Annotated in this window: 26 protein-coding genes; 19 read left to right on the top strand and 7 right to left on the bottom strand. The window is 59.8% G+C overall.

Going from position 1 to position 26197, the window contains the following annotated elements:
- Positions 1-401: 401 nt before the first annotated feature.
- The 4 genes from E8M77_RS03295 (at position 402) to E8M77_RS03310 (ending at position 3604) form a co-directional block, all read left to right on the top strand.
- The gene (locus E8M77_RS03295) at positions 402-803 is read left to right on the top strand and encodes a DUF350 domain-containing protein (protein ID WP_137129200.1); all 402 of its coding nucleotides are present in this window, start codon (positions 402-404) and stop codon (positions 801-803) included.
- Positions 804-812: 9 nt separating this feature from the next.
- On the top strand, positions 813-1397 hold the full coding sequence (locus E8M77_RS03300; protein ID WP_137129201.1) for a DUF1190 domain-containing protein: 585 nt from the start codon (positions 813-815) through the stop codon (positions 1395-1397).
- A gap of 1 nt (position 1398) precedes the next feature.
- Positions 1399-2556 (top strand): glutathionylspermidine synthase family protein, encoded by a 1158-nt coding sequence (locus E8M77_RS03305; protein WP_137129484.1) that lies wholly within the window; start codon positions 1399-1401, stop codon positions 2554-2556.
- 88 nt (positions 2557-2644) lie between these two features.
- Positions 2645-3604 (top strand): DUF808 domain-containing protein, encoded by a 960-nt coding sequence (locus E8M77_RS03310; RefSeq protein ID WP_137129202.1) that lies wholly within the window; start codon positions 2645-2647, stop codon positions 3602-3604.
- A 79-nt stretch (positions 3605-3683) separates the two neighbouring features.
- Here the strand turns inward: E8M77_RS03310 and purU are convergent, their stop codons facing one another.
- From purU to E8M77_RS03345, 7 genes are all read right to left on the bottom strand, one after another.
- Complete coding sequence (purU, locus tag E8M77_RS03315) at positions 3684-4565, bottom strand: formyltetrahydrofolate deformylase (protein WP_137129203.1); 882 nt, start codon at positions 4563-4565, stop codon at positions 3684-3686.
- A 91-nt stretch (positions 4566-4656) separates the two neighbouring features.
- Complete coding sequence (gene glnT / locus E8M77_RS03320; RefSeq protein ID WP_137129204.1) at positions 4657-5964, bottom strand: type III glutamate--ammonia ligase; 1308 nt, start codon at positions 5962-5964, stop codon at positions 4657-4659.
- 86 nt (positions 5965-6050) lie between these two features.
- Entirely contained in the window at positions 6051-7379 is a 1329-nt protein-coding gene (locus E8M77_RS03325) for an FMN-binding glutamate synthase family protein (RefSeq protein WP_137129205.1), read from the bottom strand.
- Positions 7380-7393: 14 nt separating this feature from the next.
- Positions 7394-8080 (bottom strand): GXGXG domain-containing protein, encoded by a 687-nt coding sequence (locus E8M77_RS03330; RefSeq protein ID WP_137129206.1) that lies wholly within the window; start codon positions 8078-8080, stop codon positions 7394-7396.
- Positions 8081-8135: 55 nt separating this feature from the next.
- Positions 8136-9041 carry a glutamine amidotransferase family protein gene (locus E8M77_RS03335; protein WP_137129207.1) on the bottom strand — a complete coding sequence of 302 codons (906 nt, stop codon included), beginning with the start codon at positions 9039-9041 and terminating at the stop codon, positions 8136-8138.
- A gap of 90 nt (positions 9042-9131) precedes the next feature.
- Positions 9132-9791 carry an XRE family transcriptional regulator gene (locus E8M77_RS03340; RefSeq protein ID WP_137129208.1) on the bottom strand — a complete coding sequence of 220 codons (660 nt, stop codon included), beginning with the start codon at positions 9789-9791 and terminating at the stop codon, positions 9132-9134.
- A 34-nt stretch (positions 9792-9825) separates the two neighbouring features.
- Positions 9826-10800: a GlxA family transcriptional regulator gene (locus E8M77_RS03345; protein ID WP_137129209.1), complete on the bottom strand. Its 975-nt coding sequence runs from the start codon at positions 10798-10800 to the stop codon at positions 9826-9828.
- Between the two features lie 95 nt (positions 10801-10895).
- On the opposite strand from E8M77_RS03345, the gene E8M77_RS03350 reads away from it, so the two are divergent.
- The 15 genes from E8M77_RS03350 (at position 10896) to E8M77_RS03420 (ending at position 26169) form a co-directional block, all read left to right on the top strand.
- Positions 10896-12146, top strand: a complete 1251-nt coding sequence (locus tag E8M77_RS03350) for a sarcosine oxidase subunit beta family protein (RefSeq protein WP_137129210.1) — start codon at positions 10896-10898, stop codon at positions 12144-12146.
- A gap of 19 nt (positions 12147-12165) precedes the next feature.
- Positions 12166-12438, top strand: coding sequence for a sarcosine oxidase subunit delta (locus tag E8M77_RS03355; RefSeq protein ID WP_137129211.1), 273 nt, complete (start codon positions 12166-12168; stop codon positions 12436-12438).
- Positions 12435-15398 (top strand): sarcosine oxidase subunit alpha, encoded by a 2964-nt coding sequence (locus tag E8M77_RS03360; RefSeq protein ID WP_137129212.1) that lies wholly within the window; start codon positions 12435-12437, stop codon positions 15396-15398. The genes E8M77_RS03355 and E8M77_RS03360 overlap by 4 nt, the downstream gene beginning before the upstream one ends.
- Positions 15391-15957, top strand: a complete 567-nt coding sequence (locus tag E8M77_RS03365) for a sarcosine oxidase subunit gamma family protein (protein WP_170975729.1) — start codon at positions 15391-15393, stop codon at positions 15955-15957. The genes E8M77_RS03360 and E8M77_RS03365 overlap by 8 nt, the downstream gene beginning before the upstream one ends.
- 106 nt (positions 15958-16063) lie before the next feature.
- Positions 16064-16762, top strand: a complete 699-nt coding sequence (locus E8M77_RS03370) for a GntR family transcriptional regulator (protein ID WP_137129485.1) — start codon at positions 16064-16066, stop codon at positions 16760-16762.
- Between the two features lie 189 nt (positions 16763-16951).
- Positions 16952-17554, top strand: coding sequence for an amino acid synthesis family protein (locus tag E8M77_RS03375; RefSeq protein WP_137129214.1), 603 nt, complete (start codon positions 16952-16954; stop codon positions 17552-17554).
- 11 nt (positions 17555-17565) lie between these two features.
- Complete coding sequence (locus E8M77_RS03380) at positions 17566-18399, top strand: alpha/beta fold hydrolase (RefSeq protein ID WP_246659111.1); 834 nt, start codon at positions 17566-17568, stop codon at positions 18397-18399.
- The gene (locus E8M77_RS03385) at positions 18396-19322 is read left to right on the top strand and encodes a flavin reductase (RefSeq protein WP_205910454.1); all 927 of its coding nucleotides are present in this window, start codon (positions 18396-18398) and stop codon (positions 19320-19322) included. The genes E8M77_RS03380 and E8M77_RS03385 overlap by 4 nt, the downstream gene beginning before the upstream one ends.
- Before the next feature lie 2 nt (positions 19323-19324).
- Positions 19325-20362, top strand: coding sequence for an LLM class flavin-dependent oxidoreductase (locus E8M77_RS03390; protein ID WP_137129216.1), 1038 nt, complete (start codon positions 19325-19327; stop codon positions 20360-20362).
- Positions 20363-20366: 4 nt separating this feature from the next.
- The gene (locus tag E8M77_RS03395; protein WP_137129217.1) at positions 20367-21830 is read left to right on the top strand and encodes an aldehyde dehydrogenase; all 1464 of its coding nucleotides are present in this window, start codon (positions 20367-20369) and stop codon (positions 21828-21830) included.
- A gap of 4 nt (positions 21831-21834) precedes the next feature.
- Positions 21835-22155, top strand: a complete 321-nt coding sequence (locus E8M77_RS03400; RefSeq protein ID WP_137129218.1) for an NIPSNAP family protein — start codon at positions 21835-21837, stop codon at positions 22153-22155.
- 111 nt (positions 22156-22266) lie between these two features.
- Positions 22267-23277 (top strand): ABC transporter substrate-binding protein, encoded by a 1011-nt coding sequence (locus E8M77_RS03405; protein ID WP_137129219.1) that lies wholly within the window; start codon positions 22267-22269, stop codon positions 23275-23277.
- A 120-nt stretch (positions 23278-23397) separates the two neighbouring features.
- A complete protein-coding gene (locus E8M77_RS03410; RefSeq protein ID WP_137129486.1) occupies positions 23398-24273 on the top strand; it encodes an ABC transporter permease in 876 nt (291 codons plus the stop codon).
- 1 nt (position 24274) lies between these two features.
- A complete protein-coding gene (locus E8M77_RS03415; RefSeq protein ID WP_137129220.1) occupies positions 24275-25075 on the top strand; it encodes an ABC transporter permease in 801 nt (266 codons plus the stop codon).
- A complete protein-coding gene (locus E8M77_RS03420) occupies positions 25072-26169 on the top strand; it encodes an ABC transporter ATP-binding protein (protein WP_137129221.1) in 1098 nt (365 codons plus the stop codon). Before E8M77_RS03415 ends, E8M77_RS03420 begins: the two co-directional genes overlap by 4 nt.
- The last annotated feature ends 28 nt before the right edge of the window (positions 26170-26197 follow it).

A 26197-nucleotide genomic window follows, 5' to 3' on the forward strand; every position in this document is an offset into this window, starting at 1 on the left:
AAGGCCGCAGGTTCAAATCCTGCCCCCGCAACCAAAAATCCCTCCGATCCCGTAGCATAATACGCTGCGGGATTTTTGCGTTTCTGGGCGCCGGATTGATCAGAACGGCCCATAAGCTCTTCCAGAATTGACCGCTCGTTGACAGTGTAAGGATTCAACCCTTCTTGACGATGTGGAAATCAGAGTTGGGGTGGAGAACATCCTGTCAAACACGATGCCAGACAGAGACAACCATTGCAGAGCGCATGGATGCCTTTTACAATCCTATCTGGCGGCACTCGGCGCTTAACTGTGTGAATCAGCACAGTTCAAATAATTGGCACGATGACCGGATATCGCCTCTCCCCTTTTCCGGGGCAAGTCCATGCATCGGCTGCAGCGTTTGCAACGAGGTTTTTTAAATGACAAATTACATGGCGGGTTTGCCTGCCTTTCTTTCCTATTTTATCATTGGTCTCGGCTGCTATGCGGCTTTTGCTGCACTCTACACACACATGACACCGCAAAAGGAAGCCCAATTGATCCGGGAGGGTAACCTGGCCGCGATCGTCGCTTTCCTTGGCGCGCTGATTGGTTTCAGCTTGCCGCTTGCGTCAGCCGCAGCCCATTCGGTGAGCCTCGTGGACTACGTGGTCTGGGCGGTGATTGGCATCGTGATCCAGATTCTGGCATTTTACATCGCCAATTTCACGATGAAGGATCTGCATTCGAAAATCACCGACGGCAACGTCGCGGCCGGCCTATGGGGTGGTGGGATTGCCGTTGTGATCGGCATCCTCAATGCCGCCTGCATGACCTATTGAGGTTCGGATATGCGCAGACGTCTGATCGGATCTTTTCCGGACCTTGCATTCGGCACGATCGCAGCGACGGCCGTTGTGCTTAGCTTCTACACGAGGGACGAGGCCTTGGTCTTCGCTTCGGCCCAGCAGTGCATAGCCGGAGAAATTGATCCGCAAGTCTGTGGGGCGGCGGCCGAGGATGCAAAGCAGGCTCATCTCGCAACGGCGCCGCGATTTTCGAACATGGCGGCATGCGAAATGGATTATGGCCTCTACAAATGTGTTGAGCAGGGTGGAATGACGGTGCCAAACAATCTGGATGGCCAGTCTGTGTTCATCCCGATATTGGCTGGCTTTGTCCTGTCGTCCGGGATCAAGGACCTCAACGATTACTTCACGTTCCGGCGGAAGGAAGAAGAGGAAGAAGGTGCCTATAATGGCGCGACGACGATCTACTACAATCGGAAAGTAGAGATGGTCACGCCGGTTGTGGAGAAGCCCGGCGCGGGACGTTTGACGCAAGCGCCGGGGCCGACGAGCATGAAGCCATTCAATGCGAAAACACATGCGGCAAGCCGAGGTGGCTTTGGTGGCCGCTTCTTCTCGGGTGGGTGACATGCGGCGGATTTCCATACCACCGCGCCGGGATTGGCGTGAGAAGGCCAATGCGGTTGGCTTCAGTTTTCACGAAATGTATGGCGAGCCCTATTGGGTTGATGATGCTGCCTATTGCTTCGAACTTGCGGAAGTCGAGGATGAGATCGAGGGGCCGAGCCAGGAATTGCACGAAATGTGCCTTGACCTCGTCGGGGACATTGTCAGAAGCGAAGAGGCACTCGATCGACTGGCCATCTCTGGCGAAATCCAGGATATTGTGCGCCGTTCTTGGGAACGGCATGATCGCCATCTCTATGGCCGCTTTGACCTCGCCTATGACGGAAACGGGCCGGCGAAACTTTTGGAGTACAATGCCGATACACCGACCTCCGTGTTCGAGACGGCCTATTTTCAGTTCAATTGGCTGACAGACCAGATGGCAGCGGGCAATCTTGCCCCAGATACGGATCAGTTCAATTCCGTGCAGGAAAGCCTGGTCGAGGCGTTCGGTCAGTTCTCGCGCGACCGGATCTTCCATTTTGCAGCGATTAGCGACAGCCCGGAAGACCAGGGCACCACCGTTTATCTGATGGATTGTGCTGTCCAGGCCGGCCATCGCGTGCAGTTTCTCGATATGCGCGAAATTGGCATCGACGCCAGGGGGCAATATACGGATCTGCAGAATCGCGTCATCGAACGCTGCTTCAAGCTCTACCCCTGGGAGTTCATGTTTCAGGAAACCTATGCGGCCCAGCTCCGCGAACAGAGTACTGTTTTCGTCGAGCCAGCCTGGAAGGCAGTGTTGTCGAACAAAGGCCTGTTGCCGCTGCTGTGGCAGCGTTATCCGGGCCACCCCAATCTGCTGCCAAGTTTTTTTGCCGATGATCCGGCGGCAGCCGATCTCAGCGACTATGTCATCAAGCCACTCTTGTCGCGCGAAGGGGAGAATGTCCGGCTGTTTCGCGCCGGGCAGGAAGTTGTGTCGGCGCCAGGCGATTATGGCGCTGAAGGTTTCGTGATCCAGGCTCATGCTCCGCTGTTTAAAAGTGATGCCGGCTATGCCGTGTTGGGAAGCTGGATCGTCGGGGATAAAGCTTGCGGACTTGGCGTTCGGGAGGACAGATCGCCGATTACGGCAAATCTCTCCCGCTATGTTCCGCATGTGATTGTGGGATGACCTCGCAGACTGAACTGTGTCCGCCGTTGATAAGATCGAGCGGACACTTGGTATCATAAATTCGCTGACCGAAAAGATTGGGAAACACATGGCCACCGGACTTCTCGCACTTCTCGATGACGTCGCAGCGATCGCCAAGCTTGCCGCCGCCTCGCTGGAAGATGTCGCCGCGCAGACTGCCAAGGCAGGTGCGAAGGCCGCCGGCGTGGTCATCGACGACGCTGCCGTCACGCCGAGATATGTGGTTGGCCTTTCTCCTGCGCGGGAACTGCCAATCATCGGCAAGATTGCGCTTGGATCGCTGAAAAACAAGCTGCTGTTTTTGCTGCCGGCGGGACTTTTTCTCGGATATTTCGCGCCGTGGTCAATCACGCCGCTTCTGATGCTTGGTGGTCTGTATCTTTGCTACGAAGGGGCAGAGAAGCTTTATGAAGTCGTGATGCCGCATGGCGCCCATGAACATGAAGCAACTGTCTCGGGCTCGGTCGATCCGGTTGCCCTGGAGAACCAGAAAGTGTCGGGCGCTATCAGGACCGATTTCATCCTCTCGGCTGAGATCATGGCTTTGACGCTCGCCAATGTCGCCTTGTCCAATATCTACACGCAGGCAGCAGTCCTGGCATCTGTCGGCATCCTGATCACAATTGCGGTTTACGGTGTCGTCGCCCTGATCGTGAAGGCCGACGACGTGGGCCTTGCCCTTGCCCGTTCGTCGCTCGGCATCCTGAAGCTGGTCGGTAAGGGTCTGGTGGTTGGTGTTCCGGTCTTCCTGAAGGTTCTTGCCATGGTTGGCACCGCTGCCATGCTTTGGGTGGGGGGAAGCATTCTAGTGCATGGGATGGCTGAGATCGGCTACCATGGTCCCGAGCATCTGATCGAAGCGCTGGCAACCGGTGTCGCCTCGGCCTCTACCCATGTGTCCGGTATCTTGCACTGGATTGCGACATCCGCAGCACAGGCCGTACTCGGGATCGTCATCGGTGCTATGACCATCGTGGCGGTGCAGATTGCTGCCCCTGTGATCCGCAGATTTAAGCCAAGCCGTTGATCGGAAGTGCTTCCCGGTCTGTTTTTTCGTCTTCAGGATTGCCGCCGCCACGAGCACGTGTGCGGCGGCCCGTAGCTTTTCATCCCATCCGCTCGGATGCATAGCTGCCGGGGCTTGGCGGAAAGACGATCGTGCGGTTGCCGTTGATGAAGGTGCGGTGGTGGATATGGGCGTGGACGGCACGCGCCAGCACCTGCGCTTCCACATCGCGGCCCATGGACACATAGTCTTCCGGCGACTGCGCATGGGTGACGCGCACCGTATCCTGTTCGATGATCGGGCCTTCATCCAGATCCGCAGTCACGTAATGGGCCGTGGCGCCAATCAGTTTCACACCGCGCTCATAGGCCTGTTTATAGGGGTTGGCGCCCTTGAAGCTCGGCAGGAAGGAATGGTGGATGTTGATGATCTTGCCCGACATTTTCTGGCAGAGCGGATCAGACAGAACCTGCATGTAGCGGGCGAGTACAATGAGTTCGGTTCCCGTCTGCTCGACGAGGTCCAGGAGCCGGGCCTCGGCTTCCGGCTTGTTGTCCTTCGTTACCTTGATGTGGTGGAAGGGGATGTCGTGATTGACGATGACCTTCTGGTAATCGAAATGGTTGGAGACAACGCCGACGATATCGATCGGCAAGGCACCGATCTTCCAGCGATAGAGGAGATCGTTCAGGCAGTGGCCGAAACGCGACACCATCAACAGCACTTTTTCGCGCTTTTCGGCGTCATGCAGGTTCCAGACCATGGCGAAACGGTCAGCCACAGCGATAAAGCCTTTTTCGAGATCAGCAGCACTTACGCCTTCCTCGGAAAGAAAGGACACCCGCATGAAGAATTGTTTCGTGGTGAGGTCATCGAACTGCGAGGAATCGATGATGTTGCAGCCCTGTTGTGCCAGATAGCCGGAAATGGCCGCGACAATGCCGCGCGCGGTGGGGCAGGAAACGGTCAGCACAAGGTTCATAAGCGCTTGTCCTTCAAAATAAGCATGACAAAACAGGTCCCGGCTTTCGCCGGGGCCTCTCGCGGATGGTGGTGCAGAGTGCTTCGACTGCTCAGATATCGAGCGTCGTCTGGTGTTCCCAAGCAGTGAACTGCGAGCAGTAGGTGTTCCACTCGCCATGCTTCAGCTTGAGATAGGCTGCGGAAAATTCCGTGCCAAGCGCTGCCTGCAGGCCCTTGTCTTCCTCATAGGCGCGCAGCGCGTCCAGCAGATTGAGGGGCAGTTTTGGTGCGTCCTTCACCAGATGCCCATCGCGATACATGTCGATATCGTAGTGCGGACCCGGATCGGCATCGCTTTTCAGGCCACTCAGGCCGGCAGCAATGATGATGGCCTGCAAGAGGTAGGGGTTCACAGCGCCATCCGGCAGGCGGAGTTCGAAACGACCGGGCCCCGGCACGCGCACCATATGGGTGCGGTTATTGCCGGTCCATGTCACGGTATTCGGAGCCCAGGTAGCGCCGGAAATCGTGCGTGGTGCATTGATGCGCTTGTAGGAATTGACCGTCGGGTTGGTGACGGCAGCGAGTGCCGAGGCATGTTTCATGATGCCACCGAGAAATGTCTTGCCCTTGGCTGACAGACCAAATGGCATGGCCTTGTCGGCAAAGGCATTGATCTTGCCGTCATTGTCCCAGACCGAGATATGCGCGTGGCAGCCATTGCCGGTCAGGCCCTTGAAGGGCTTTGGCATGAAAGTGGCGCGAAGTCCGTGCTTTTCGGCCACGGATTTCACCATGAACTTGAAGAAGGAATGCTTGTCGGCTGTCTTCAGCGCGTCGTCATACTCCCAGTTCATCTCGAACTGGCCATTCGCGTCTTCATGGTCGTTCTGGTATGGTTTCCAGCCAAGCTCCAGCATGTAGTCGCAGATTTCGGCAATCACATCGTAACGGCGCATCAGCGCTTGCTGGTCGTAGCAGGGCTTTTCGGCATTATCGAATTCGTCGGAAATCTTCTCGCCATCGGCAGAAATCAGGAAAAATTCCGGCTCGACGCCGGTCTTGACCCGCAGACCCATGGCCGCGGCTTCCGCCACAAGCCGTTTCAGCACAACGCGTGGTGCTTGTTCGACCGGCTTGTCTTCCATGACGCAATCGGCAGCGACCCAGGCGACATCCTTCTTCCATGGCAGCTGGATGACGGAGGAGGGATCAGGAATGGCAAAGAGGTCGGGATGGGCCGGCGTCAGATCCAGCCAGGTGGCAAAACCCGCAAAACCCGCACCATCCTTCTGCATGTCGGCGATCGCTTCGGTCGGCACCAGCTTGGCGCGCTGGGCACCGAACAGATCCGTGTAGCTGATCATGAAATATTTGATGCCGCGCTCTGCAGCGAAGCTCGAAAGGTCCTGTGTCACGTCGTTCCCCTGTTTTTATGGATTGAGACACATGTTGGAATTGAAAATGGCCGCATCCGTGGGAGCCGGATGCGGCCATTCGTGATTTAAAAACTGCCTTTGCCGGGATACCAGCTGGTGCCGGCCAGTGGGATCTGGGCCATGGCAGCGGCTTCCATGGTGAGCGCGCAGAGATCTTCCGGCTCAAGATTGGTCAGCTTGTTCTTGCCGCAGGCCCGCGCAATCGTCTGGGCTTCCAGCGTCATGACCTTTAGATAATTGGCAAGCCTGCGACCGGCAGCCACCGGATCGAGACGGGCGGCAAGCTCGGGATCCTGCGTGGTGATGCCAGCCGGATCCTTGCCCTCGTGCCAGTCGTCATAGGCGCCGGCGGTGGTGCCGAGCTTCTGGTATTCCTCTTCCCATTTCGGATCATTGTCGCCGATGGCAACCAGTGCCGCCGTGCCGATGGCAACCGCATCGGCACCGAGTGCCAAGGCTTTGGCCACATCGGCGCCGGAGCGGATGCCGCCCGAAACGATCAGCTGAACCTTGCGGTGCATGCCCAGATCCTGCAGCGCCTGGACGGCGGGGCGAATGCAGGCAAGCGTCGGCATGCCGACATTTTCGATGAACACATCCTGGGTTGCCGCCGTGCCGCCCTGCATGCCATCCAGCACCACGACATCGGCGCCGGCCTTCACGGCAAGGGCCGTGTCATAATAGGGGCGTGCACCGCCGACCTTGATGTAGATCGGCTTTTCCCAGTCGGTGATTTCCCTAAGTTCCAGGATCTTGATCTCCAGATCATCGGGGCCTGTCCAGTCCGGATGGCGGCAGGCAGAGCGCTGGTCTATGCCCTTGGGCAGGTTGCGCATATGAGCAACGCGATCGGAAATCTTCTGGCCAAGCAGCATGCCGCCGCCGCCGGGCTTGGCGCCTTGGCCGACAACTACTTCGATGGCATCGGCCCGGCGCAGATCCTTGGGGTTCATGCCGTAACGCGATGGTAGATACTGGTAGACCAGTGTCTGTGAATGGCCGCGTTCCTCGTCGGTCATGCCGCCATCGCCGGTGGTGGTGGACGTGCCGGCAAGTGTGGCACCACGACCGAGCGCTTCCTTGGCATTGCCGGACAGCGCGCCAAACGACATGCCGGCAATGGTGATTGGAGTCTTGAGATGGATGGGCTTCTTGGCAAAGCGCGTGCCGAGCACCACGGATGTGTCGCATTTCTCGCGGTAGCCTTCGAGCGGATAGCGTGAGATGGAGGCGCCAAGAAACAGAAGGTCATCGAAATGCGGCACCTTGCGCTTGGTGCCGGCGCCACGGATGTCATAGATGCCGGTGGCTGCGGCGCGACGGATTTCGGCCAGCGTATAGTCATCGAAGGTGGCGGACTTGCGCGGCGGGGTGAACGGGTTGTGATAGCTCATGGCTTTTCCTCGCCTCAGTACGCGTCAGCGTTATCGATATTGAAATTGTAGAGCTTGCGGGCAGAACCGTAGCGCTTGAACTCTTCCGGCTTCACATCGGTGATGCCGGCCTGCTCCAGCAGTTCGGCAAGCTTTGCCAGATGCTTGGGCTTCATCTGCTTTTCAATGCAATCGGCGCCAAGGCTTTTCACCGTGCCGCGCACGAAGAGCTTTGCCTCATAAAGGCTATCGCCGAGCGCTTCGCCGGCATCGCCGCAGACGACGAGATGGCCGGACTGGCCCATGAAGGCCGACATATGGCCAATCGAGCCCTGCACGACGATATCGATACCCTTCATCGAAATGCCGCAGCGTGAGGCGGCATTGCCCTTGATGACGAGGAGGCCACCACGACCCGTGGCGCCGGCATATTGCGAGGCATCGCCTTCGATGACGACCGTGCCGGACATCATGTTTTCGGCAACGCCCGGCCCTGCCGAACCATGCACGGTTACCGTGCCGCCATCGTTCATGCCGGCGCAGTAATAGCCGACTGAACCCTTGATCTCGACGGTGACGGGCGCATCGATGCCGACGGCCACCGCATGATGGCCGCGCGGATTGATGACCTCGAATTCGGTATCATTGGCGCCGGCGCCGAGCGTGTGCAGGGCGCTATTCAGTTCGCGCAAAGGCGTTTGAGACAGATCGAAGACGGGCATGGTCGGACTTTCTCGGGAAAACTACAGCGGCTCGGATGGCAGACGGCGGGAAGGATCAGGCGGCCTTGTCGTGATCCCAGAAATAGACGGTTGCCGGCTCCGGCTCCCAGACGCGCGCCGTCTCGATACCCGGCAGGTTGACCAGCGCGCGGTATTCCGAACCAAAGGCGACATATTGGTCGGTCTCGGCCATGACGGCCGGCTTGCAGGCGATGGGATCACGCACCACGCCGAAGCCTGACTTGGTGCCGACGACAAAGGTGAAGAAACCGTCGAGATCATCCAGCGCACCGGTGAGCGCCTGGCCCAGATCCTTGCCCTTGGCCATTTCGGCCGTCAGATAGGCGGCGGCGACTTCACTGTCGTTCTGCGTCTCGAACGTCATGCCTTCGCGCACCAGTTCGCGGCGCAGGTTGTTGTGGTTGGACAGCGAGCCATTGTGCACCAGGCACTGGTCGGCGCCAGTGGAAAAGGGATGGGCACCCAGCGTGGTCACAGCGCTTTCGGTGGCCATGCGGGTATGGCCAATGCCATGTGTGCCGCCCATGGCGCGCACGTCGAAGCGGGCTACCACATCCTTCGGCAGGCCGATCTCCTTGAAAATCTCGACGCTTTCGCCCGAACCCATGATGCGGGTGTTGGGGCGGATGGACGACAGCGCGGCGCGGATATCCGGCAGTTGAGCCGCGTCGATGGAAATGACGGCATGGGTGCTTTTCACGACAACGGAGGCCGCAATGCCGGCTTTCTCCAGATCATCGGCCAGGCCGACGAAATCCGTGCCCGGATTGGCCGATTGGATGGTGACTTTCGCCTTGCCGCCGGCTGCCCCGCCATAGATCGCAATCCCCGCCGAATCCGGGCCCCGGTCGGTCATGATGATCAGCATATCCGAAAGCAGGTCCCCGAGCCGGGGTTCCAGTGTCTTGTCCTTGAGGAACAAACCAACAATGCCGCACATGGCCGCGATCTCCATTTCTCGATGAAGACAGGCCTAACAGCGCCTCGGAGAGAAATCAATCCTTGAGAATAAATTTTTCTTTTAAGGCAACTATTGCCGCTGCGGATAGGAGATGATCGACAGGTAGCGGGCCGGAAGCTTCACCAGTTCTTCCGGGCCATGCGGCGCATCGGCATCGAAGAACAGGCTGTCGCCTTCCTCCATCCGGTAGAGGCTATCGCCGTGCCGGTAGACCACTTCGCCCTCCAGCATATAGAGAAACTCCATGCCCTCGTGCTGGAAGGTCGGAAAGATATCCGAGGAGGCGTTCAGCGTGATGAGATAGGGCTCGACGATGACGCCGGATGTGTTGTTCTCGATATGACCGAGCAGGCTGTAATGATGGCCGGCACGGGTGCCGCGTCGCTCCAGGTTGACGCCCTCTCCGGCCTTCACGAAGCTTGCGCTGCGCGGTTCTTCAAAGCCGCGAAAGAAGGCGGTGAGAGGCACGCCCAGCGCCTTGGACAGCGCCTGCAGCGTTGTGAGCGATGGCGAGATATTGCCGTTTTCGATCTTGGACAGCATGCCGACGGACATGCCGGTTGCCACCGCCATATCGGCAACGGTGATGCCGAGCTTCTTGCGATAGGTGCGTACCTCATGGCCGATCGCCAGCTCCAGATTGTTGGCGCGCGGCTCGCGGACCGCATGCGGGTCCTGTCCCAGCGGCGTCTTGCCGGATGCTGATATTGGTTTCGGGGTCTTGGCCATTGGTCCTCTTTGCTGTCCACGCGGCGGCTTTCGTCTATGTCGCCCGCCGCATTGCTCTAGCGGATTTTGGCGTCAGCCCAAAATGGTCTTTGAAGGCCCGCGAAAAATGCGAGGCGCTGGAAAAGCCTGTGGCGAAGGCCAGTTCGGACAGGGAGAGCGGGCTTTGTTCCAGCAGCCGGCGGGCATGTTCCAGCCGGATGCGGTGGTAACTGTCATGAAAGCTGATGCCGAGCTTTGCTGCAAACAGCCGGTCAAGATGGCGTGGGCTCATCCCCACCAGACGTGCCATGGCCCTCCGGTCAAGCGGTTGCTCGATCGTCGTTTCCATGGTCTCCAGAATAGTGATCAGGCCCGGATGATGGGTTCCGAAGCGCTCAGTCGACGAGGCACGCTGCGGTGCCGTTGGTTCCGCCACGGCGGTGTGCAAATACCAATCGCTGACGCGCCGGGCAAAGGCCGAACCCAGCCGCGACTCAATCAGCGCATGCATCATGTCGAGAGGGGCGACACCGCCGCCGCAGGTCAGGCGATCGCCATCCAGCACATAGCGCGCCTGGCGGGGCAACAGATGCGGAAAGGCCTCGCGCATAGCCGGCGCATGTTCCCAGTGGATGGTGAAGTCGCGCCCGTCCAGCAGGCCTGCCTGCGCGAGCAGATAGGAGCCGCTGGAAATGCCGCCGATGCGCACGCCCTGCCGCGCCAGCCGACGCAGCATCGGATGCAGGTCTGCCGCCTTGGTCCAGTCGTCCGGATTGCCGCCGGCCACGACAAAAATCGTGTGGCAATGGCCCCCAACAAGCGCGATGTCCTGGCAGGGAATGGCCAAGCCGGAGGAGGAGGCAATGGCCTTGCCGCTGATGGAGAGCGGCACGGTTTCATAGAGGGCAGTCTGGGCAATCAGGTTTGCAGCGCGCAGCGGTTCGGTTGCCGAAGCATAGGACATCAGGGCGAAGTTCTGAACCAGCGCGAAGCCATAGCGCTGCGTCGAGGAGGAGACATCATCACGCATGTCTTTTTTCTATACTAAAAAGTCTCTATTTTGCAATTCAACTGCCGATCACTCGCCTAGCTTCAAGGCCAATCCCTGAAACCTGGCGGACGCGGATGCGATATTCGGCACTTTCGATCTTCCTCAATGGTCTTTTCGGCAACCGCAACTGGGCAGCTCACTGGCGCCAGCCGGAACCGAAGCCGCATTACGATGTCATCATTGTCGGCGGTGGCGGTCATGGACTGGCAACCGCCTATTACCTGTCGAAGACCTTTGGTATCCGCAACATTGCCGTTCTGGAAAAGGGCTATCTCGGCTCGGGCAATGTCGGGCGCAATACGACGATCATCCGTTCCAACTATCTGCTGCCCGGCAACAATCCTTTCTACGAGTTTTCGATGAAGCTCTGGGAAGGGCTGGAGCAGGATTTCAATTTCAACGCCATGGTTTCGCAGCGCGGCGTGCTCAATCTCTTTCATTCCGATGCGCAGCGCGATGCCTATACGCGGCGCGGCAATGCCATGCGCCTGCATGGTGTGGATGCGGACCTGCTTGACCGCGCCGCCGTGCGTTCCATGCTGCCCTTCTTCGATTACGACAATGCCCGTTTCCCGATCCAGGGCGGGTTGTTGCAAAGACGCGGCGGCACGGTGCGCCATGATGCGGTGGCCTGGGGTTACGCCCGAGGTGCCGATGCCCATGGCGTCGATATTATCCAGAATTGCGAAGTGACCGGCATTCGCCGTGAAGGCGGCAAAGCGGTCGGTGTCGAGACCACGCGCGGCTTTATCGGTTGCGGCAAGCTTGCGCTGGCAGCCGCCGGCAATTCCTCGCGTGTGGCGCAGATGGCCGATCTGAAGCTGCCGATGGAAAGCCATGTCTTGCAGGCCTTTGTTTCGGAGGGTTTAAAGCCCTTTATCGATGGCGTCGTGACCTTCGGTGCCGGCCATTTCTACGTCTCGCAATCGGACAAGGGCGGGCTCGTGTTCGGCGGTGATATTGACGGCTATAATTCCTATGCCCAGCGCGGCAATCTTGCGACCGTCGAACATGTGACGGAGGCCGGCAAGGCGATGATCCCGGCGCTGTCGCGCATTCGGGTTCTCAGGTCCTGGGGCGGCATTATGGACATGTCGATGGATGGATCGCCGATCATCGACCGGGTGCATCTCGACAATCTCTATCTGAATTCCGGCTGGTGCTACGGCGGCTTCAAGGCAACGCCTGCCTCCGGCTATTGCTTTGCCCATCTGATTGCCCGTGATGAGCCGCATGAGACGGCGCGCGCTTTCCGGTTGGATCGTTTCCGGCGCGGCTATGTGATCGATGAAAAGGGCCAGGGCGCCCAGCCGAACCTTCACTGATTTTTCGAAAGCGCAACCGATGGCCAGCCGTATCCCTTGCCCGCATTGCGGGCTTCGACCCAAGGAAGAGTTCACCGTGAAAGGGGCAGTTCTGCCGCGTCCGGCAGCCGATGCGGGTGCGGATGCCTGGCATGATTATGTCTATCTGCGCGACAATCCACGCGGCGCCTATGAAGAATATTGGCACCATACATCCGGTTGCCGTCGCTGGCTGGTGGTGTCGCGCGATACGGCAACGCATGAGGTCTATGCCTGCCAGGATGCAGCCGATGCAAAGGCGGTGCGCGCATGACCTCCTATCGCCTTGCAGGCGGCGGCCTGATCAACCGGCAGATGCCGCAGAATTTTACCTTTGACGGCCGGGTGATGACCGGTTTTGCCGGCGACACGCTGGCGTCTGCCCTTCTTGCCAATGGCCGGCAACTGGTTGGGCGCAGTTTCAAGTATCACCGGCCGCGCGGCGTGCTGACGGCTGGATCGGCAGAGCCCAATGCGCTGATGACGATTGGCCGGGGTGGGCGCACGGAGCCGAATACACGTGCAACCATGGTCGAGCTCTATGAAGGGCTCGAAGCGCAAAGCCAGAACCGCTGGCCCACGCTCGAGCATGATATCGGCGCGGTCAACGGGCTTTTGTCGCCCTTCCTGTCGGCTGGCTTCTACTACAAGACCTTCATGTGGCCGGCAAGATTCTGGGAAAAGCTCTATGAGCCGGTGATCCGCCGGGCAGCCGGTCTTGGCCGCGCCTCCTATGAGGCGGATCCGGACACCTATGAGAAATGCTGGGCGCATTGCGATCTGCTGGTCATCGGTGCCGGGGCGACGGGCCTGATGGCAGCCCTTGCCGCCGGACGGTCCGGGCTTCGGGTGATCCTGATTGACGAGAATGCAGACCTTGGCGGTTATCTTCTCTCAGAAACCGCGCTGATTGATGGGCGCCCTGCATCTGCCTTCGTGCGCTCGGCCGTGGACGAGCTTGAAAGCCTTGCCAATGTCCAGGTGATGGCGCGCATCACTGCCTTTGGGTGGTATGACGGTCAGGTGTTCGGCGCGGTCGAGCGGGTGCAAAAGCATGTGGCGGTGCCGGATGCTATGCGTCCGGTGGAGCGCCTGTGGCGTATTGCGGCGAAGAAAGCCATTCTGGCCACCGGCGCCGAAGAACGCCCGCTGGTGTTTGGCGGCAATGATGTTCCGGGCGTGATGATGGCCGGCGCCATGCGCAGCTATCTCAATCGCTATGCGGTGGCGCCTGGCAAGAGGGTCGCGGTCTTCACCACCAATGACAGCGGCTATGCGCTGGCGAATGACCTTGAGGTCTCCGGCGTAAACGTCGCGGCCCTCATCGACAGCCGGCGTGATGCGGCCATCGCTTACTCCGGCAAGGCGCGGCTGGTGCACGGTGGCTTTGTGTCGAATGTGCAGGGAAGCAAAGCCGTCGAAGGCATCGAGATCTGGCGCGAAGGCCAGCGGGAGACGCTCGATATCGATAGTCTCGCCATGTCCGGCGGGTTTTCGCCGGTCATTCATCTGGCCTGCCATCGCGGCGGAAAACCCCGCTGGTCGGACGAGCATTCAGCCTTTCTCGCGCCCGACGGTCTTTCGGACCTCACGCTTGCGGGATCGGCTGCCGGTGTCTTCGGCCTTCAGGCAGCCATGATGTCTGGAGCAAAAGCTGCCGAGGCGGCTCTTGCCGATCTTGGTGTCGCCCATGCAGGCGTCGCTATGCCTCTTGTCGAGGGGGAGATCGTCCCGGAACCTGCCAAGCCGCTCTGGTCGATCCCCGGCATCAAGGCAAAGGCCTTTGTCGACTATCAGAATGATGTGCATCTGAAGGATCTGGGGCTCGCCGTACAGGAAGGCTATGGCCATGTGGAGCTTGCCAAGCGCTATACGACGAACGGCATGGCGACCGATCAGGGCAAGCTTTCCAATGTGAATGCCATCGGCCTGCTGGCGGAAGCGCGGCGCATTTCACCGGCAGAGGTTGGCACCACGACGTTTCGGCCCTTCTACACGCCTGTGTCCTTCGGCGCGCTGGCCGGCGCATCGCATGGCAAGCACTTCCAGCCGGTGCGCAGATCACCGCTGCATGGCTGGGCTGAGAAGAATGGGGCGACATTCGTCGAAACCGGTCTTTGGTATCGCTCCGCCTGGTTTCCAAGGGCCGGCGAAACCGGCTGGCGTGCAAGCGTTGACCGCGAAGTGAAGACGGTCCGCTCAGCGGTCGGGCTTTGCGATGTTTCTATGCTCGGCAAGATCGAGATCTGCGGGCCGGATGCAGCGGAGTTTCTCAACCGCATCTATTGCAACGCCTTCCTGAAACTGCCGGTCGGCAAGGCGCGCTATGGCTTGATGCTGCGCGAGGATGGCTTCATCTATGACGACGGCACCAACAGCCGGATGACTGAAGATCGCTATTTCATGACGACAACGACAGCCTATGCGGCTGGCGTGATGAACCATCTGGAGTTTTGTGCGCAGGCGCTGTGGCCGGAGCTGGATGTGCGGCTGGCCTCCGTCACCGACCAATGGGCGCAGATGGCGGTGGCAGGGCCGAAATCTCGCGCAGTGCTTGAGCAGCTTGTCGACGACGATATCTCCAACGATGCCTTTCCCTATCTCGGCGCTAAAGACGTGTCGCTGCTTGGCGGACGCCTGAGGGGCCGCCTGTTTCGCATCTCGTTTTCCGGTGAACTGGCCTTTGAGCTCGCCGTGCCGGCTGATTTCGGCGAAAGCATTGCCGATGCGGTGATGTTGGCTGGCAAGGCGCACGGCATCTGCGCCTATGGCGTGGAGGCTTTGTCGGTGCTGCGCATCGAAAAGGGTCATGTTACCCATAACGAGATCAATGGCACGGTGGTGCCGGCCGATCTCGGCTTTGGAAAGATGGTCTCGACAGCCAAGCCGGATTTCATCGGCAGGCAGATGGTCGGGCGTGAAGGGCTTGTCGATGCGATGCGACCGCAACTGGTGGGCGTCGTGCCGCTCGATCCGACCGTCAGTTTTCGCAGCGGCGCGCATATCCTGAAGAAGGATGCCGCAGCGACGCTTGAAAACGACGAAGGCTATGTGACGTCCAGCTGCTTTTCTCCGCATGTCGGCTCCACCATCGGCCTTGCCCTCGTCAAGGGCGGTGCATCCCGCCATGGCGAGGAGGTGCAGATCTGGAACGGTCTGCGCAATGAGTTTGCCATAGGGCGCCTCGTCAGCCCTGTGTTTGTCGATCCGGCCCATGAGAAGCTCCATGTCTGAACCCATTGAATCGCCGGTCCGCATGACCGAATTTCCGCTTGTTCGCCGCCCGCCGATTGTCCGTGAGGGTGTCTTGCAGCTGGGCGGGCTCGCGCTCACCGCGCCTTCTTCCGGCCAGGTTCTGCAACTCATGGCGCGACCGGGCACGGTGACAAAGAGCGATATCCTGACGGCGCTGGAGGGCGGTGAGGCCGCCGATCTTCGCCCGGCCGGTCCGGGACAATGGCTTCTGGTGTGCGATAGTCCTTCTGCCATTGCCATGCTGGAGCGGCAGTTCGGGGCACGAATGCATGTGGTTGACCAGACGCATGGCCGCAGCCGCATCCAGCTATCCGGGCAGAACGTGCGTCAGGTTCTGGCCAAGGCAACCGGGGTGGATCTGCACCCGGCCGAATTTCCTGTCGGTCATGCGGTCATGACCCTGCTTGGCCATATCGGTGCCAATCTGGCCCGCACCGGCGACAATATTTACGAGCTGCTGGTGCTGCGTGGCTTTGCAGAAAGTCTCTGGGGTGAGCTTCAGGTGATGGCGGCTGAATATGCAGGTGGACAGGCCTGATCTTTTCCACCGGGCATGTGTCACACCCGCAGCGGTAAATCCCTTGCAGCTCGACGGTTTTTGGTAGACCATAATACCCGAAACGATTGCATGGGTATTCGGTATGATGATTTCTTCCGGCGAGGGGGCCATTCGCGTTGAACGCCCCACCAAGACTTTGCGTGAGCTTGCGCTGGAAAAGGTTCGCGACGCCATCATCAGCGGCCATTTCAAGCCGGGTGAGCGGCTTGTCGAGCGCGATCTCTGCGCCCAGCTCGGGGTCAGCCGCACGATCGTGCGCGAGGTTCTGCGCCATCTGGAATCGGAAGGTCTTGTCACCAACCCGACCAATAAGGGCCCGATGGTGGCTCTGCTGGATATCGGCGAGGCCCGGCAGATCTACGAGATCCGTGGTGCGCTGGAAGGCATGGCCGCCAAGCTCTGCGCTGAAAAAGGCGATCCTGACCTCGTCGCGCAACTGGATGCAGCGCTTGCCAGCATTCGCAAAGCCTATGCGCTGAATGACATGCGGAGCGTTCTGGAGGAAACCACGGGCTTTTATGAAGCGCTGTTTACCCGCGTGGAACGGCAGATTGCCTGGGGCGTCGTGAAGCTGATGACCGTGCGGATCAACCATTTGCGGTCTATGACGATCAAGACCGAGGGGCGTTCTGTCGATGGACCAAAACAGATGCAATTGATCGTCGACGCGATCCGCGCCGGCAATGGTGCGGCAGCGGAACGGGCTGCCATAGACCATGTGCGGGCCGCTGCGGCTATTGCCGACGCCGTTCTTTCAGCGCAGGTGCCGGCGGCGGAAAGCTAACGACCCCCATTCCGCGAGATTCTTAGCCGCCTAATTTCACCTGCCCATCTGTCGGGCTCCGGCGGCAGGGCAGAAGCAGATGCACGCGGTAATTTCCTAAAAAGAAAAAAACATTCTCTTTAGACAAGTTGCTTGACTCGTAAATTCTTTGGCATACCATAATATCAACAGTCAAAATGTGGTGTGCCAATGACCATCCAGATCCGGAAAACCCTGCTGCAGATCGAAACGACCCTGATCGAGGGCGGCAAGGAGGCGCCAATACCGCTGAAACTGTTTTCAGCCTTTGCCGTTGTGAAAAACCCTTGGGCCGGGCGCGGCTATATCGAAGATCTGAAGCCGGAAATCCATGCGGCTGCGCCCATTCTCGGCGCGCTTTTGACGGGCATGATCATCGATGCGGTCGGCTCGGGTGCTGCCGTCGAGGCCTATGGCAAGACGGCGCTGGTCGGTCTTGATGGTGAGCTGGAACATGCTTCGGCGCTCATCCATACGCTGCGTTTCGGCAATCACTACCGCACGGCTGTCGGCGCAAAATCCTATCTTGCCTTTTGCAATACGCGCGGGCCGGCCAATGCGCCGATCATGATCCCGCTGATGGACAAGAATGACGAGGGCCGCCGTTCGCACTATCTCACCATCCAGACCTCCATTCCCGATGCACCGGCCGCCGACGAAATCGTCGTGGGTCTTGGCGCCTCTGTCGGCGGTCGTCCGCATCATCGCATTGGCGATCGCTATCAGGATCTGCGCGATCTTGAGCAGGATCTCGCCAATCCGGCCGGCGTCTAGGGTTGATGGCGATGGCTGCGATGGAACCCTCTGCCGCGCGTTTTGATCCGCAGCCCTTTCTGCGCCGGGTCACTGCCGATGGGACAGCCTATGTCGATCTGGGCCGGGGCGAACCCGTCGTGCTCATTCATGGCGTCGGCATGCGGCTGGAGGCGTGGGGTCCGCAGCTTGGCGCTCTCAGCCAGACGCACCGCATCATTGCCGTGGACATGCCGGGCCATGGCGAGAGCGTGCCCTTGCCGAAAGGTAGCGATCTTGCCGCATTTGTTGCCTGGTTCGGCCGGTTTCAGGAAAGCCTGTCGCTTGGTCGCGTCAATCTCGCCGGTCATTCCATGGGGGCCTTGATTGCTGGCGGCGCTGCTGCAACATTCCCCAAGCGCATCCGCCGCGTCGCATTGCTGAACGGCGTGCACAGGCGGGATGCCGAAGCAAAGTCTGCCGTTCTGGCGCGGGCCGCTGCCATTCCCGTGTCGGGTATTGATGTCGATGGCCCCGTCAAGCGCTGGTTTTGCGATGACGAGATCAGCCATCGGGCTGGCGCCCTGACGCGCAGCTGGCTGACGCAGATGGATCACGATGCCTATGCGACGGCTTACAGTGCCTTTGCGGCAGGCGATGCCGTCTATGCGGATGCCTGGCGGCACGTTCAGTGCCCGGCTTTGTTTCTGACCGGGTCGGACGATCCCAATTCGACGCCTGCCATGGCAGACGCCATGGCAAAGCTTGCGCCGCATGGCTATGCGCGCATCATCGAGGGCCATCGCCATATGGTCAATCTGACGGCACCGGATGACGTCAACCGCCTGCTCCGTGAATGGCTGGCTACACCGGAGGTGACAGGATGACGATGTCGCTTGATGATCCGCGGGCGCTGCGCGATGCCTTCGGGGCCTTTGCAACGGGTGTGACGGTGGTGACTACCATCGGCCCTGACGCAAAGCCGATCGGCTTTACCGCCAATTCCTTCAGCTCTGTTTCGCTCGATCCGCCGCTTCTTTTGGTCTGTCTTGCCAAGACCTCCCGCAATTTTTCCGCCATGACGACGGGACAGGGATTTGGCGTCAACATTCTGTCCGATGCGCAGAAGGATGTGTCGAACACGTTTGCGCGGCCCGTCGAGGATCGCTTTGCCACTGTCGACTGGGCGCCGGGCCCGCATGGCGCGCCGATCCTCTCCGATGTGGCAGCCTGGTTCGATTGCAGCCTGTCTCAGGTCATCGATGCCGGCGATCACGTCATCCTTCTCGGTCGTGTCGAGGCTTTCGACAATAGTGGCCGAAACGGCCTTGGCTATGCGCGCGGCGGCTATTTCACGCCCTTGCTGGCGGGCAAGGCAGTTTCCTCTGCAGCTGTCGGGCATCTGCGTCTCAGCGCCGTCGTCGAGCGGCAGGGCGAGGTGCTTGTGATTGGCGAAGAGGCCTATGGCCTGCCCGGCTGCGATATCGATCAGGGCGATCCGCTCGAGGCACTGAAAGCGCATCTGGAGGCGGTGACCGGCCTGCCGATGACGATCGGCTTTCTTTATTCGGTCTATGAGGGCCTCACCGACGGGCGCCAGCATCTCGTCTATCGTGCCTTTGCCGGCGAGGGCCCGGTCTCCACTGGGCGCTTTGTACCCATCGATACGCTGGCGCAGGCGGCTTTCGAGACCCCAGCCACGGCCGATGTTCTGAAGCGCTTTGCCATGGAAAGTTCGATCGGCAATTTCGGCGTCTATTTCGGCAATGAGATTGCCGGACGCGTTCATTCCATCGCCAGGAAGGCCTGACAATGAAGTTCTCTCTCTTCGTCCATATGGAACGGCTGGATGCAGGCCAGAGCCACAAGAGCCTTTACGAGGAGTTTGTGAAGCTGTGCGAGATTGCCGACAAGGGCGGCATGCACGCGATCTGGACCGGCGAACACCATGGTATGGATTTCACCATTGCGCCGAACCCATTCGTGACGATTGCCGATCTTGCCCGCCGCACCTCGAATGTCCGGCTTGGCACCGGCACCGTGATCGCGCCCTTCTGGCACCCGATCAAGCTTGCCGGCGAAGCGGCCATGACCGATCTCATCAGCGATGGCCGTCTCGATATCGGCATTGCCCGCGGCGCCTATTCGTTTGAATATGAGCGGCTGATGCCGGGGCTGGATGCCTGGGGTGCCGGCCAGCGCATGCGCGAGCTGATCCCGGCGGTCAAGGGTATCTGGCAGGGCGACTATGCCCATGATGGCGAGTTCTGGAAATTTCCCTCCACCACGTCTGCCCCGAAGCCGCTGCAGGCGCCCATCCCGATCTGGGTCGCGGCGCGCGATCCCAACAGCCACGATTTTGCCGTGGCCAACGGCTGCAATGTGCAGGTGACGCCGCTTTGGAGCGGAGACACGGAAATCAACAGCCTGATGGATCGCTTCAACGCGGCCTGCGAAAAGTCGCCGGATGTTGAGCGTCCGAAGATCATGTTGCTTCTGCACAGTTACGTCGCTGCCGACCAGGCGGATATCGAAACGGCAGCCCAGGAACTCAGCGTCTACTACAACTACTTCTTTGCCTGGTTCAAGAACGAGCGGCCGATCCACCAGGGCCTGATCGAGCGCCTGAGCGAAGAGGATATGGCGGCCAATACCGTGGTTTCGCCCGAGGTGATGAAGGCCAATCTCGCAATCGGCACGGCCGAAGAAATGATTGCCCAGCTGAAGCGCTACGAGGCGCTGGGCTATGACGAATATTCGTTCTGGATCGACACTGGCATGCCGTTTGAGCGCAAGAAAGCCTCGCTTGAGCGCTTCATTGCCGATGTCATGCCGGCTTTTGCGGAGTAGAGCGATGCAGCGCTTCCAGCTTTACATCGATGGCACATTCGAAGACGGGCAGGCCCGCTTCGACAGTCTTGATCCGGCAACCGGAGACGTCTGGGCGGATATGCCGGAAGCGCGCGAAATGGATGTGGACCGTGCGGTCAGAGCTGCGGAGCGCGCCCTTCACGAGGGGGCCTGGCCGAAGATGACGGCAACGCAACGCGGCAAGCTGCTCTACAGGCTTGCCGATCTTATCTCGGCGAATGCCGCGCGTCTGGCGGAACTGGAAACGCGCGATACCGGCAAGATCATCCGCGAAACTTCGTCCCAGATTGCTTATGTTGCGGATTATTATCGCTATTATGCAGGCCTTGCCGACAAGATCGAAGGTGCAGTCCTGCCCATCGACAAGCCGGATATGGAGGTCTATCTGCGCCGCGAGCCTGTCGGCGTGGTGGCCATGGTCGTGCCGTGGAACAGCCAGCTGTTTCTCTCGGCGGTGAAGATCGGTCCGGCGCTGGCGGCCGGCTGCACCATGGTGGTCAAGGCTTCCGAGGATGGCCCGGCACCGCTTCTGGAGTTTGCCCGGCTGGTGTATGAGGCGGGCTTTCCGCCGGGTGTCGTCAATATCATCACCGGTTTTGGTCCCTCCTGCGGGGCAGCACTCACTCGTCACGCCAAGGTCGCCCATGTGGCCTTTACCGGCGGGCCGGAAGCAGCCCGCCATGTGGTACGCAATTCGGCGGAGAACCTTGCCTCCACATCGCTGGAGCTTGGCGGCAAGTCGCCCTTCATCGTCTTTGCCGATGCCGATCTCGACAGTGCCGTGAATGCGCAGGTGGCCGGAATTTTTGCCGCCACCGGGCAGTCCTGCGTTGCCGGCTCGCGCCTGATCATCGAGGCTAAGGTCAAGGACGTGTTTCTCGAGCGCCTGACGGCGAAGGCGCAAGCGATCCGCATCGGCAGCCCGCTCGACATGGCAACCGAAGTCGGCCCCTTGGCAACAAAGCGCCAGCAGGATCACGTCGATGCCCTGGTTGCCGCTTCACTTGCCGCCGGTGCCCGGCTGGTGACGGGCGGCACGCGCCCGGCAGGACCGGGCAATTTCTACCCGCCGACGATTCTCGATTGCGACGGTATTTCCTCGCCATCGATGGTCGAGGAGTTTTTCGGCCCGGTTCTTTCCGTCGTCTCCTTCGAGACGGAAGAGGAGGCGCTGTCACTGGCTAATGACACGCGCTACGGCCTTGCCTCTGGCGTGTTTACCCAGAACCTTGCCCGCGCTCACCGGATGAGCCGCGGCATTCATGCGGGCGTTGTGTGGATCAACACCTATCGGGCGGTGTCTCCCATCGCGCCCTTTGGCGGCCATGGCCTGTCTGGCCACGGGCGCGAGGGCGGCATGGCGGCGGTGCTTGATTATACGCGCACCAAGACCGTCTGGCTGAACATATCCGACATGCCGTTCCCCGATCCCTTCGTGATGCGGTGAGCCGATGTTTTACGAGATCCGCACCTATCGACTGAAGAACGGCGCCATTCCCGGCTATCTGAAGGTGGTGGGAGACGAGGGCATCGCCATCCAGAAAAAGCATCTGGGCGACCTGCTTGGCTACTTTTTCTCGGAAATCGGCCCGATCAACGAGATCGTGCATATCTGGGCCTATTCGAGCCTCGACGATCGTGAGGCGCGGCGCGCCCGGCTGGCCGCCGATCCCGACTGGCAGGCCTTTTTGCCGAAGATCCGCGACCTGATCGAGGTTGCCGACAACAAGATCATGAAGGCAGCACCCTTCTTTTTGCCAGGAGAACACTGACCTTTTTCGATGAAAACCAGGTTCCGGCCGGAACGACCAGAAGAAGCATCACGGCGGCCGAAATCCTTCATGCGCAGTCACGAACAGCGATTAAAACAAGGATAAGGGAACATGACGAGCAAGACCATCATCGCATCACTGGCCGTATTGCTGGGAGTAGCCGGCCAGAGCTTTGCTGCCGACATGGTGTTCACCAGTTGGGGTGGCACCACGCAGGACGTGCAGAAGGCGGCCTGGGCCGATAAATTCACCGCCAAGGAAGGCATCAAGGTGCTTCAGGACGGCCCCACCGATTACGGCAAGATCAAAGCCATGGTCGAGGCCAATGGCGTGAACTGGGACGTGGTTGATGTGGAAGGCGACTATGCCATCCAGGCCGGCAGCCAGGGACTTCTGGAAAAACTCGACTTCTCGGTGATCGACAAGTCGTCGCTCGATCCGCGTTTCGTCACCGATTACTCGGTTGGCAGCTTCTATTATTCCTTCGTCATCGGCTGCAACAAGGATGCGACCACTGCCTGCCCTAAAAGCTGGGCGGACCTGTTCGACACGAAGAAATTCCCCGGCAAGCGCACCTTCTACAAGTGGTCGGCGCCGGGTGTGATCGAGGCCGCGCTTCTGGCCGATGGCGTTGCCGCTGACAAGCTCTATCCGCTTGATCTCGACCGCGCCTTCAAGAAGCTCGATACGATCAAGGCCGATATCATCTGGTGGTCCGGCGGCGCTCAGTCGCAGCAATTGCTGGCCTCTGCCGAAGCGCCCTTCGGCTCCTTTTGGAACGGCCGCCTGACGGCGCTTTCCGCCACGGGCGTCAATGTCGAGACCTCCTGGGCGCAGAATATCACGGCAGCCGACGCGCTTGTTGTTCCGAAAGGCACGAAGAACAAGGAAGCCGCGATGAAGTTCATCGCCTTTGCCACGTCTGCACAGGGGCAGGCGGACATGGCAGCCGGCACCGGCTATGCGCCTGTCAACGTCAAGTCTCCGGCGCTGATGGACCCGGCCATTGCCAAGACGCTGCCTGACCAGCAGACTGCCTCGCAGATCAATGCGGACATGGCCTATTGGGCAAAGAATCGCGATGCGATCGGCGAGCGCTGGTACGCCTGGCAGTCGAAGTAACACTGCACTGTTTCAGCGTTCCGCTCTGGGCTCCTTCGCCAGGGCGGAACGCGAGATCGCCATGCTGCTGCGGCAGCCTTACGGTTCCCTGCAATCGAGACGGAGCGTGACGTGATGGCCATGGTTAGTCTTGCCAAACCGGACAATGAGAAGCGCAATGCGCGTCGCAGGCCTGTCTTGTCGCGCGATTTCGTGTCGATACTTCCGGCGCTCTTGCTGGTTCTCGTGTTTTTCGTCGCACCTGTGCTGGCGCTTCTGTCACGCAGTGTCACCGAGCCGGTTTTCGGGCTGCAGAATTATATCGCACTGCTCGGCAGCTCCACCTATCTGAAGATCTTTTTCAACACGTTCTTCGTGTCCGTGCTGGTCACTGTCATCTCACTCGTCATCGGCTTTCCGGTGGCTTGGACGCTGGCCATCATGCCGCAGCGCTGGGCCATGGTGGTGTTTGCCATCGTTCTCTTGTCGATGTGGACCAATCTTCTGGCGCGCACCTATGCCTGGATGGTTCTTCTGCAAAGAACCGGCGTCATCAACAAGACGCTGATGGGCATGGGCGTCATCGACCAGCCGCTGACTATGGTCAACAATCTCATCGGGGTGACGATCGGCATGACCTATATCATGCTGCCTTTCATCGTCATTCCGCTCTATGGCGTCATCCGCAAGATCGATCCGGCCATTCTGCAGGCCGCAGCCCTCTGCGGCGCCACGCGCTTCCAGTCGCTGAGGCTCGTGCTTTTGCCGCTGGCGGCACCGGGCATGATAGCCGGGGCGCTGATGGTCTTCGTCATGTCGCTTGGCTATTTCGTCACGCCCTCGCTGCTCGGCGGCACGGCCAATATGATGCTTGCCGAACTGATTGCGCAATTCGTCCAGTCGCTGGTCAACTGGGGCATGGGGGGAGCTGCAGCGCTTGTGCTTCTGGTGGTGACCTTGAGCCTTTATGCACTGCAGCTTCGGCTGTTTGGCCTGGCCGGCGGGGAAAGGACCTGAAATGCTGCTTAATTTCAACAGCCTGGGGATTTGGAAGTGGGCGCTTTTGACCATCACGGTTCTGACTGCCGCCTTCCTGCTGATGCCAATCCTGTTCATCGCTGCGTTGTCCTTCGGCTCATCCCAATGGCTGATCTTCCCGCCACCCTCCTGGACACTGAAGTGGTATGGCGCGCTGTTGTCCGATCCGCGCTGGCTTGAGGCGGCCTGGACCAGTTTTCGGATCGCCCTGATCGTCACCTTCTTTTCGGTGCTAATCGGCCTTGTTGCCTCCTTCGGGCTTGTGCGCGGGCGCTTCATGGGACGCAGCACTCTGCGCGCCCTGTTCATGACACCGATGATCCTGCCGGTCGTGGTGCTGGCGGTGGCGCTCTATGCCTTCTTCCTGAGGATCGGGCTGAATGGCACGACGACGGGCTTTGTCATCGCGCATCTGATTGTGGCGCTGCCGTTTTCCATTCTGGCGCTGACCGGTGCGCTGGAAGGCTTTGACAAATCCATCGAGGATGCGGCCGTGCTTTGCGGTGCATCACCGCTTCGCGCCAAGCTGCAGATCACGCTGCCCTGTATCAGCCACGGCCTGTTTTCGGCGGCCATCTTCTCCTTCCTCACCTCTTGGGATGAGGTGGTGCTGGCCATCTTCATGGCGAGCCCGACGCTGCAGACGCTGCCGGTCAAGATCTGGGCGACGCTGCGGCAGGATCTGACGCCGGTGATTGCCGCGGCCTCGACCCTTCTCATCATTGTCACCGTGCTGTTGATGCTGATTGCAGCGGCGGTGAAAAAAGGACTGAAAGCATGACGCCCTTCCTGCAGATCACTGGCATCGCCAAGCAATACGGGCCTGTGATGGCGGTGAAGGATGTCAATCTCACCGTCGACCACGGCGAGTTCATGACTTTTCTCGGCCCCTCCGGCTCGGGCAAGAGCACCACGCTGTATATTCTGGCGGGTTTCGAGCAGCCAACGCGCGGGGATATCCTGCTGAACGGCAAGACGATCCTCGATACGCCGTCGCATAAGCGCAATATTGGCATGGTCTTCCAGCGCTACACGCTGTTTCCGCACCTGAGCGTCGGCGAAAACATCGCCTTTCCGCTGAAAGTGCGCGGCTGGTCGAAGGCTGCAATCACCGAGCGGGTGCGCCAGATGCTGTCTCTGGTCAGGCTCGAAGGTTTCGAGGATCGCAAGCCGGTTGCCATGTCCGGCGGTCAGCAGCAGCGCGTGGCGCTGGCACGGGCGCTTGCCTATGATCCACCGGTTCTGTTGATGGACGAGCCACTGTCTGCGCTCGACAAGAAACTGCGTGAGGAAATCCAGCATGAGATCCGCCGCATCCACCAGCAGACGGAAGTGACCATTCTCTATGTCACCCACGACCAGGAGGAGGCGCTTCGTCTGTCGGATCGAATCGCTGTGTTTTCAAAGGGCGTCATCGACCAGATCGGCACCGGCCAGCAATTGTACAACGATCCTTCGACGCGTTTCGTCGCCGAGTTCATTGGCGACAGCAATTTCATCGATACGGATGTGGTGTCCGTCAACGGACGGTTTGCAAGGCTGGCACTTGCCAATGGTGCGGTGATCGACGGGGTGCCGACGCATGGAACGGATTTTCGCCAAGGCCGGGCCTCGCTACTCCTGCGACCGGAACGGATAGACCTTCGCCTTGGCAAGAGTGAGGGCGTGCTGCCAGGCGCGGTTCGCGAGATCACCTTCCTTGGCAATCATGTGCAGGTGAGCGTCGATACACAGCTTGCAGCACCTGTTGATGTGCGCCTGCCCTTTGGACATGCGGCGCTCGGTGGCCTGGCGCCCGGCCTTGACGTGTCCCTCGACTTCAAGATTGCCGAAACCCACGCCTTCCAGTTGGAAGACAGGGTACCTGCCTCCTGATTTTCCGCTGACCCGGCCACAATATCTT

It is taken from the genome of Rhizobium sp. FY34, from assembly GCF_005222845.1.
Lineage (GTDB): Bacteria > Pseudomonadota > Alphaproteobacteria > Rhizobiales > Rhizobiaceae > Neorhizobium.

What these genes read in the sequence shown, in the direction of transcription:
- E8M77_RS03295 (WP_137129200.1), top strand. Translation starts at nt 402, where the DNA reads ATGACAAATTACATGGCGGGTTTGCCTGCCTTTCTTTCCTATTTTATC.
- E8M77_RS03300 (WP_137129201.1), top strand. Translation starts at nt 813, where the DNA reads ATGCGCAGACGTCTGATCGGATCTTTTCCGGACCTTGCATTCGGCACG.
- E8M77_RS03305 (WP_137129484.1), top strand. Translation starts at nt 1,399, where the DNA reads ATGCGGCGGATTTCCATACCACCGCGCCGGGATTGGCGTGAGAAGGCC.
- E8M77_RS03310 (WP_137129202.1), top strand. Translation starts at nt 2,645, where the DNA reads ATGGCCACCGGACTTCTCGCACTTCTCGATGACGTCGCAGCGATCGCC.
- purU (WP_137129203.1), bottom strand. Translation starts at nt 4,565, where the DNA reads ATGAACCTTGTGCTGACCGTTTCCTGCCCCACCGCGCGCGGCATTGTC.
- E8M77_RS03325 (WP_137129205.1), bottom strand. Translation starts at nt 7,379, where the DNA reads ATGAGCTATCACAACCCGTTCACCCCGCCGCGCAAGTCCGCCACCTTC.
- E8M77_RS03330 (WP_137129206.1), bottom strand. Translation starts at nt 8,080, where the DNA reads ATGCCCGTCTTCGATCTGTCTCAAACGCCTTTGCGCGAACTGAATAGC.
- E8M77_RS03335 (WP_137129207.1), bottom strand. Translation starts at nt 9,041, where the DNA reads ATGTGCGGCATTGTTGGTTTGTTCCTCAAGGACAAGACACTGGAACCC.
- E8M77_RS03340 (WP_137129208.1), bottom strand. Translation starts at nt 9,791, where the DNA reads ATGGCCAAGACCCCGAAACCAATATCAGCATCCGGCAAGACGCCGCTG.
- E8M77_RS03345 (WP_137129209.1), bottom strand. Translation starts at nt 10,800, where the DNA reads ATGCGTGATGATGTCTCCTCCTCGACGCAGCGCTATGGCTTCGCGCTG.
- E8M77_RS03350 (WP_137129210.1), top strand. Translation starts at nt 10,896, where the DNA reads ATGCGATATTCGGCACTTTCGATCTTCCTCAATGGTCTTTTCGGCAAC.
- E8M77_RS03355 (WP_137129211.1), top strand. Translation starts at nt 12,166, where the DNA reads ATGGCCAGCCGTATCCCTTGCCCGCATTGCGGGCTTCGACCCAAGGAA.
- E8M77_RS03360 (WP_137129212.1), top strand. Translation starts at nt 12,435, where the DNA reads ATGACCTCCTATCGCCTTGCAGGCGGCGGCCTGATCAACCGGCAGATG.
- E8M77_RS03365 (WP_170975729.1), top strand. Translation starts at nt 15,391, where the DNA reads ATGTCTGAACCCATTGAATCGCCGGTCCGCATGACCGAATTTCCGCTT.
- E8M77_RS03370 (WP_137129485.1), top strand. Translation starts at nt 16,064, where the DNA reads ATGATTTCTTCCGGCGAGGGGGCCATTCGCGTTGAACGCCCCACCAAG.
- E8M77_RS03375 (WP_137129214.1), top strand. Translation starts at nt 16,952, where the DNA reads ATGACCATCCAGATCCGGAAAACCCTGCTGCAGATCGAAACGACCCTG.
- E8M77_RS03380 (WP_246659111.1), top strand. Translation starts at nt 17,566, where the DNA reads ATGGCTGCGATGGAACCCTCTGCCGCGCGTTTTGATCCGCAGCCCTTT.
- E8M77_RS03385 (WP_205910454.1), top strand. Translation starts at nt 18,396, where the DNA reads ATGACGATGTCGCTTGATGATCCGCGGGCGCTGCGCGATGCCTTCGGG.
- E8M77_RS03390 (WP_137129216.1), top strand. Translation starts at nt 19,325, where the DNA reads ATGAAGTTCTCTCTCTTCGTCCATATGGAACGGCTGGATGCAGGCCAG.
- E8M77_RS03395 (WP_137129217.1), top strand. Translation starts at nt 20,367, where the DNA reads ATGCAGCGCTTCCAGCTTTACATCGATGGCACATTCGAAGACGGGCAG.
- E8M77_RS03400 (WP_137129218.1), top strand. Translation starts at nt 21,835, where the DNA reads ATGTTTTACGAGATCCGCACCTATCGACTGAAGAACGGCGCCATTCCC.
- E8M77_RS03405 (WP_137129219.1), top strand. Translation starts at nt 22,267, where the DNA reads ATGACGAGCAAGACCATCATCGCATCACTGGCCGTATTGCTGGGAGTA.
- E8M77_RS03410 (WP_137129486.1), top strand. Translation starts at nt 23,398, where the DNA reads ATGGTTAGTCTTGCCAAACCGGACAATGAGAAGCGCAATGCGCGTCGC.
- E8M77_RS03415 (WP_137129220.1), top strand. Translation starts at nt 24,275, where the DNA reads ATGCTGCTTAATTTCAACAGCCTGGGGATTTGGAAGTGGGCGCTTTTG.
- E8M77_RS03420 (WP_137129221.1), top strand. Translation starts at nt 25,072, where the DNA reads ATGACGCCCTTCCTGCAGATCACTGGCATCGCCAAGCAATACGGGCCT.